The organism is Sinorhizobium saheli (genome assembly GCF_001651875.1).
Taxonomy (GTDB): Bacteria; Pseudomonadota; Alphaproteobacteria; order Rhizobiales; family Rhizobiaceae; genus Sinorhizobium; species Sinorhizobium saheli.
Map to the genome: position 1 here is coordinate 1 of NZ_LNQB01000007.1, position 1,417 is coordinate 1,417.

Sequence of the window (1,417 nt, forward strand, 5' to 3'; positions counted from 1 at the left end):
GCCTTACCTCTTTTCATAGTGCCTACTGCAGTGAGAATCTGCTTGGGCGCAGGTGATGCGGGTATGGTTGTCATTCTGGCTGTCCTTGATGGCTCCGGCGGCTGAGCCGCCCGCTTCACCGACCTGGATCGACCGCTGATTGCTCGATGCCCGCGATGGCTATGTAAGGCAATGTCGGCGTGTCCGGGCCTGCGCGGTCGCCACATCATGCGAGGAGCGTCATGGAGATTTACGTTGGAATAGACGTTGCCAAGGAAACCCATTGGGCCTGCGCTCTCGATGCGCGCGCGCAGGTTCTGCTCGACCGCGCGGTCGATAACGATCAGGCCGCGATCGAGCGCCTCGTCGCCGACCTGCGCGGCCTCGGTGGCGAGGTCGTGGTTGGGCTGGACATCACCGGATCGCTGGCGCGCTTCCTGGAGGCCATCCTCCTGGCCGAGGGGTTGCGTCTCGTCCATGCACCCGGCATCGCCGTCAACCGGGCCGGACAGGGCTTTTCCGGCGGCGAGCGCAAGTCTGACCCGCGCGATGCGCACACCATCGCCGAGCTGGTCCGGACGCGTGATCTGCGCCCGATCCTGCCAGACGACGAGACCGCGATCGCACTGCGCCTCAAAGTCACGCGCCGCCGCGAACTCAGCGACGACCAGACGCGCCGCATCTCCCGAATGCGCCAGCTCCTGGGCGCTATCCATCCAGGCCTCGAACGCCGGCTCGACCTGACGGCCAAGGGACCGCTCGTCCTTGTCACCCGCTACGTCACGCCGGCCGAGATCCGCCGGGCCGGCCTCAAACGGATCATGACACATCTCAAGCGAACACCTCACCTGCACGCCGTCGAGGCACTGGCCCAACGCGCCCTCGAAGCCGCCGAGGGCCAGAGCATCGCCGTTCCCGGCGAGGCCAGCTTCGCCGACATGGTCCGCGAACTCGCCGCTGAGGCCCTGCAGGCGCGCGAGGCGATCGCCCGCATCGACCGCGACTTGGAGGCCCTGCTCGAACGCCACCCTGACGGTGCCCTCATCCGCTCGCTGCCGGGGATGGGGGCGGTGCTGTCGGCAGAACTCATCGCCAACATCGGCACCATCGAGCGATTCCACTCGGCCGACGCCCTGGCCAGCGCCGCAGGCCTGACGCCCGTCATCCGCCAATCCGGAAAATCCAGGAACTGGCGCCGCGCATATGGCGGCGACAAGGCCCTCAAGCGGGTATTCTTCCAGAGTGCCTTCTGCGCCGTCTCCACCAGAGACCCGCTCTCCAAAGCCTTCTACGACCGAAAACGGCGAGAGGGAAAACATCACACCCAGGCCATCATCGCCTTGGCCCGCCGACGCGTCACCGTCCTGTGGACAATGCTCCGAACCAGGCAAACCTTCGATCCAACTCAAAAAGCTGCTTGACTTGCGCATTACTCAGC

Annotated in this window: 1 protein-coding gene; it reads left to right on the forward strand. The window is 65.8% G+C overall.

Features of this window, described 5'->3' with window-relative positions:
- The first annotated feature begins 221 nt into the window (after positions 1-221).
- On the forward strand, positions 222-1,400 hold the full coding sequence (locus ATB98_RS00045; RefSeq protein ID WP_066867479.1) for an IS110 family RNA-guided transposase: 1,179 nt from the start codon (positions 222-224) through the stop codon (positions 1,398-1,400).
- The last annotated feature ends 17 nt before the right edge of the window (positions 1,401-1,417 follow it).

What these genes read in the sequence shown, in the direction of transcription:
- ATB98_RS00045 (WP_066867479.1), top strand. Translation starts at nt 222, where the DNA reads ATGGAGATTTACGTTGGAATAGACGTTGCCAAGGAAACCCATTGGGCC.